This is a genomic window from Effusibacillus sp. SKA8, assembly GCF_058273125.1.
Genome location: NZ_JBZCSF010000026.1, coordinates 1 through 5,938 on the forward strand (window position 1 = coordinate 1; position 5,938 = coordinate 5,938).

Annotated in this window: 6 protein-coding genes; all 6 read left to right on the forward strand. The window is 46.4% G+C overall.

Going from position 1 to position 5,938, the window contains the following annotated elements; genetic code table 11:
• Positions 1-707: SDR family oxidoreductase (locus tag AC4ED1_RS14395; RefSeq protein ID WP_490939804.1), on the forward strand; the 707-nt coding region annotated here is incomplete at its 5' end.
• Positions 708-762: 55 nt separating this feature from the next.
• Positions 763-2,406: a purine-cytosine permease family protein gene (locus AC4ED1_RS14400; protein ID WP_490939806.1), complete on the forward strand. Its 1,644-nt coding sequence runs from the start codon at positions 763-765 to the stop codon at positions 2,404-2,406.
• 62 nt (positions 2,407-2,468) lie between these two features.
• A complete protein-coding gene (locus AC4ED1_RS14405) occupies positions 2,469-3,518 on the forward strand; it encodes a 2,5-dihydroxypyridine 5,6-dioxygenase NicX family protein (protein WP_490939808.1) in 1,050 nt (349 codons plus the stop codon).
• 15 nt (positions 3,519-3,533) lie between these two features.
• Entirely contained in the window at positions 3,534-4,367 is an 834-nt protein-coding gene (locus AC4ED1_RS14410) for a carbon-nitrogen hydrolase family protein (RefSeq protein WP_490939810.1), read from the forward strand.
• A gap of 51 nt (positions 4,368-4,418) precedes the next feature.
• Entirely contained in the window at positions 4,419-5,210 is a 792-nt protein-coding gene (locus AC4ED1_RS14415) for an SDR family oxidoreductase (protein WP_490939812.1), read from the forward strand.
• Between the two features lie 14 nt (positions 5,211-5,224).
• Positions 5,225-5,815: a flavin reductase family protein gene (locus AC4ED1_RS14420; RefSeq protein ID WP_490939814.1), complete on the forward strand. Its 591-nt coding sequence runs from the start codon at positions 5,225-5,227 to the stop codon at positions 5,813-5,815.
• Positions 5,816-5,938: the final 123 nt, after the last annotated feature.

Sequence of the window (5,938 nt, forward strand, 5' to 3'; positions counted from 1 at the left end):
GCGCCCAGGTATGTGTTGCGGGTCGCTCACTGGAAAAGCTGGAACAAATCAAAGAGAAACTCGGAAAATCTGTTGTAGCCGTTCAAGCAGACGTGAGTGTGAAGGAAGACAATCTAAGGATGGTTCAATCGACGGTGGATGCGTTCGGTAAAGTGGACATTTTTGTTGCAAACGCGGGAATTTATGATGGAAACACGCCACTTGTCGATCTCCCGATGGAAAAAATAGACGAAGCATTTTACGAGTTATTCAGTGTAAACGTTAAAGGATATCTTTTGGGAGCTAAAGCGGTAATTCCGGAGTTGGTCAAAACACAGGGATGCATGATCTTGTCCGCATCTCACGCCAGTTTTTACTCTGCGGGCGGCGGCCCCTTGTACACGGCGTCCAAACATGCGATTGCCGGACTAATCAAGGAATTGGCGTATGAGTTGGCTCCAAAAATTCGTGTGAATGGTGTTGCGCCCGGAGTGATTGCCACTGCGATGGGGATGCCGAAAGCGTTGGGAAATCAGGTTCCTTCCATAATATCTGGTGTGGAAAATTCTCTTCCGTTGCGGTTTATTCCCAAGCCTGAAGATTATGCCGGTTTGTATGTAATGCTTGCGTCAGACGATTCAAAAACCATGACAGGAACTATTATTCAAGCGGATACGGGGATTAGTATCCGTGGGTTGATCAAAACCGCCGGAGGATTAGAACTCTAATGTTTTTCTTCTATCTTAAAGATATAGCAATCACAAAGATCAGGGAGTGAAGTGTATGGTAAAAAGCCAGTTGGAAAGAATTCTGAATGCCGATGAAAGCTATTTTTACGATAATAGGGAATTGCCGTTTACGATGGATAAGACTGCTGCGGAGGACGATTACGGGTTAATGCGAGTCCCCGGAAACTGGAGGTTCACCCCATGGCAGGCTTTCTGGAGTTGGTCGGGCTTATCGACTGCTCTCGCTTATCCACTAACCGGGGCATTATTAACTCTTGCCTTTGGCGCACCTTCAGTCATTGTCGGTTTTCTAATTTCTTCGGTGATTGTTGGCTTTGGAGTCTATTATATGTCCGTGAAATCGGCGAACGAAGGAATTGGAAAAGACTTAATGAGTCGGGCCAGTTTCGGGTATGTCGGTTCGATTTTAACCAGTTTGTTCAGCGCCTTTTTTCTGATTGTCCTGTTTGCGATGGAAACTTCGGTTATGGCGCATTCACTTTCCGAGTATGTTCCTGTATTGCCATACTGGTTGTCAGCTCTGATTATTTGCGCCGCCTTTTTCCCCATTGGCATTTACGGGATGGTTTGGATCAACAAGCTGCAAAACTTTACGCTATGGTTGTACGCTGTCGGTATCCTACTGGCTTTTGTTGCTTTATTTGCTGGCTGGTCCGATAAAGCAAGCTGGGCATATGCTGGCGAATGGTGGAATCTTAATCTCACAGGTGAACCTCTGTCATGGCTGACCGTTTTTGCGTCAGCGGGGGCTTGGCTCGGAGCATTCGGATTCATCACGATTCTTGCCGTGACTGACGTTTCCAGAATGATCAAAAGAAGCGAAAAGAAAAAAGGTGCATGGCTATTAACTCTGGTGAGTTCTATATGTAACTCCATATTAATTGGCATACTTGGGATCTTCCTGCTGGCTTCAACAAAAGGCATTACCCCGAATCCGGGCGTAATATTGGTTTGGCTGCTTGGACCGTTTGGACTTTTTTTGGTCACAATTACTCAGCTAAGAATCAATGTGATAAATATGTATCTCGGTTCACTGGCGCTGGACAGTTCATTAGCCCAAATCACAGGAAAAAGCTTAATTCGCTGGTGGCTGCTTGTTCCGTTTTTAATTGCCGGATACTTACTGGTGATTAGTCCATTCCTACGGTATTTCCCGCTGATTGCATCGATATCGGGAGTCGTATTTGCCGCCTGGGTAGGTGCGATGTTCGGTGAAATGATATTGGTTCGGCCGAAATATAGAATTCCGGATTGGTCGGAGTTTAGACGGGCGTATTTGCCACCCATAAATTGGATCGGATTTCCATCCATGGTTATTCCGGCTGTAATTGGCATATTGGGTGTATTTGGTATATTCGGGGATACCATCAAGGCTCTTTCAGTAATACTTACTTCAGTTCTTTCATTTGTATTGCCAACGGTGTTTTCAGCTATGATGGGTGAAGAAGGTGTGATCCGTCAATATTTCCGCAGAATCCCTGAAATTCCCGAAGGAGAATCGCATACTTTGACTTGCAGCCTGACGGGTAAAACACTGCATCGCAGCGAGTTTGTAAAATGCCCTTATCATAATGGAGCGTGGATATCTTCCATTGCTTGTGCTACGGAATCAAATTGTAAAAAAATGTGCCAAATTGATTGCAATGGTTCTGACAACCAGGTTTCAACCAAAGTCTAAGATGGTTTATGTGTATCTAAATAAACTACAATTTAAAATCAATTTTTAAAGGAGTGGGATAAATGTCTAAAAATCTTACGGAACTGACACAGTTATTCAGGGATGAACTTGAACTGTGCGGAGTACATGAAGGAGAATTTGTTGTTGTAGCCAGTCAGCCAGAGTCACGCGAAGGATATGTTGAAGCGTTTCTGGCAGCAATTGATTCTTTGGGAGCCCATGGATTAAATGTCCAATTTCCGGGGATTCGACATGCTCAAATTCCCTATCATGGCAGAAAAACGTTAAGTATTGATAGATATATTGATTCCGTGCCTCAGGCGATGGAAACGCTGAAAAAAGCGGATATGGTCGTTGATGTTACATCGGAAGGGTTGGTTCATACCAAGGCGCGAGCGATTACCCTGAATAGCGGAGCAAGAATGCTGATGGTATGGGAAAATCCGGAAATCCTTGAAAGAATGTTCCCGAGAAAATCGCTCAGGGAACGCGTGGAGAAAAGCGCGGAAATGCTCAAACAAGCGAACCAATTCCGAGTCACATCTGCAGCAGGGACAGACTTAACTCTTCAACTCGGTCCTAATCCGCCTGTCGTCTCACAGTACGGCTATACCGATCAGCCAGGAAGATGGGATCACTTTGCTGGAGGGTTCGTTGCCTTCTATCCGGTTGAAGAGACGGTCAATGGCCGGATTGTTCTCGATGTTGGGGACATCCTGCTGCCGTTAAACCGCTATGTGACCAGCCCGATAACTATCACGATTAGTAATGGTTTCATTACAGACATTCAAGGTGAAGGATTGGAAGTTTTGCTGTTCAAGCAGTACTTCGAGGCTTGGCGCGACAAGGAAGTGTACGCGACTTCCCACTTTGGTTGGGGCCTTGACGAAACGGCTTTATGGGAGGCGCTGGCTTTCTACGGAAATGAAACATATGGCATGGACGCTCGTGCATTTGCCGGCAATTTTATGTGGTCCACAGGTCCGAACGCTCATGTCAGGCGTTATACCAAGTGCCATTACGACATCCCGATGCGTAACTGTACGATTGAGCTTGATGGTAAGGTGATTATTGACCAGGGAAAAATTGTCGAGCCATCCATCCGGTTGTAAAAAGGATAAGTGAGTATGGATAAGTTGAGAGTTTCAATGATACAAATGGAAGTTACGGACCGGGTGGAACGAAATGTGCGGCGAGCGGAAGAATTGATTCGTGAAGCAAGTTTAAGCAACCCAGATCTCATTGTTTTGCCGGAAAACTTTCATTTGATGGGAACGAAACAGCAGTTTTTTGAAGAAGCGGAAACACTGGATGGCCCGACAATCACACGGTTTCGTCATTTAGCCAAAGAACTGGGAACGTACATTGTGACCGGCACGATGAAAATGCGCTTTCCAGGGGAAAAGAAGCTCCGAAACACCAGTTGTGTTATTAACCCCGAGGGAGATATTCAGGACGTTTATCACAAAATCCATATTTTTAACGCAAATGTGGGTGGCAGACAATTTTCGGGGAGTGAAGTGGAAGAAGGCGGAGACCGGATCGTTGTCACATCCATCAAGGGAGTGCCTGTTGGGTTGAGTGTCTGTTTCGACATCCGGTTTCCGGAGATATTTCGCATTCTCGCCTTAAAAGGGGCCAAAGTGATTCTGGTTCCTGCAGTTTTCATGCTTCATACGGGCAAAGATCATTGGGAAGTGTTACTTCGGGCCAGAGCGATCGAGAATCAGGTGTATATCGCCGCTCCGGCCGTATGTGGTCAGTTCCCGCCGAAAGGCGATTGGAGTTACGGCAGGAGCTTGTTCGTCGATCCGTGGGGAATTGTGATCGGTCAGGCTTCCGATTATGAAACAACACTCACCATGGACTTGAATCTGGACTGGATTGAGGAAGTGAGGAAACATGTCCCGTCGTTGGCACAGCGCAGACCGGAAATCTACAAATGGCCTGAATTGCAGTAATAAATTCGCAGCAGCAAGATTAGCAGACAAAAAAGCAGGGGGAATGAATGCATGAATTTAGGTCTGAAGGATAAAGTCGTATTGGTGACAGCTGCCAGCAAGGGGCTCGGCTACGCTATCGCGGAATCCATGCTGCAAGAGGGTGCGAGGGTAGCTATCAGTTCCCGCAGGGAAGATGAGTTGAAAAAGGCGTCCGACAAACTGATAAAAACCGGGAACGGGCAAATTTTTGCCTTTCCCGCTGACCTATCCAATTTGGAAGATGTTAACCGTCTAATGGACAACGTTTTCCGGCATTACGGGCGGGTGGACGTGCTTGTGTGCAATACGGGCGGACCTAAAACATCGGATTTTATTGACACCGATCTGGAAGATTGGAGAGCGGGCCTTGATATGATGCTTTTCCCGGCGCTGCAAATGACAAAACGGGTGATCCCATCCATGATCAAAAACGGAGGCGGGCGGATCATTTACATGACTTCCACCTGGGTTAAACAACCGCGCCTGCACGGCGTGATCTCTACGATGTGCAGGAGCGCGATCTCTGGCTTGTCTAAACATCTTTCTAACGAACTGGGCAAATACAACATTTTGGTCAATCAGGTTATGCCAGGCCCAATCTGGACGGATCGTTCAGTGAATATCGTCACAAACATTGCAAAGGAACGGAACGTATCGATTGAAGAGGTAAAAGCGGAAATAGCGAAAGAAATGGCACTGAACAGATATGGAACAGCGGAGGAGGTTGCCAATGTCGTTACATTTCTCGCTTCTGACAGGGCTTCGTTTATGACTGGAGCTTCTATTCAGGTTGACGGTGGACAAATCAAATCAACATTATAGGAGGATTTTAGCTGATGATAATCGATCCGACTGCGATTACACCGCTCAGCGTTTACAAGTTGTTGTCCGGTGCGGTTGTGCCCAGGCCCATAGCTTGGGTTTCCACTGTTAGCCGGGATGGAATTTTCAATCTGGCTCCGTTCAGTTTTTTTACCGTCGCATCGAGAAATCCCCCAACTTTGTGCCTTTCGATAGGCCCAGGTATCGGCGAACGTTTGGGAACGGAAAAAGACACATTGGTGAACATTCGGGAGACAGGAGAATTTGTCGTCAACATTATCTCCGAGCCATTGGCCAAACAGATGCACCAAAGTAGCGCAAACTACCCGCCGGAAGTAGATGAATTTGCCGATGTCGGAGTGACTGCAACTGAAAGTCAGATTGTTTCCGTCCCAAGGGTCTTGGAAGCGCCTATCAACATGGAATGCAAACTGGATCGAATCATCGAAGTCGGAACCGATCGCCTGATTCTTGGAAGGGTGGTTTGTTACCACATCAAAGATGAAATTTACATGGGGAATTACAAGGTTGATCTGGAAAAGTTGCGCCCTGTTGGTCGTCTTGCCGGAAATTACGCCTTCATCAAAGATTTTTTTGAACTCTGATTATTGTTGGGAGGAAAGTCAATATTGTTACCGCTCACTCTGTTTGACGGCGGATGAGCGGTTTTTTGTCACGTTCAATGTCGGAGGATTCTATGGGTGATTGTCGTATGATAATCCCTATTA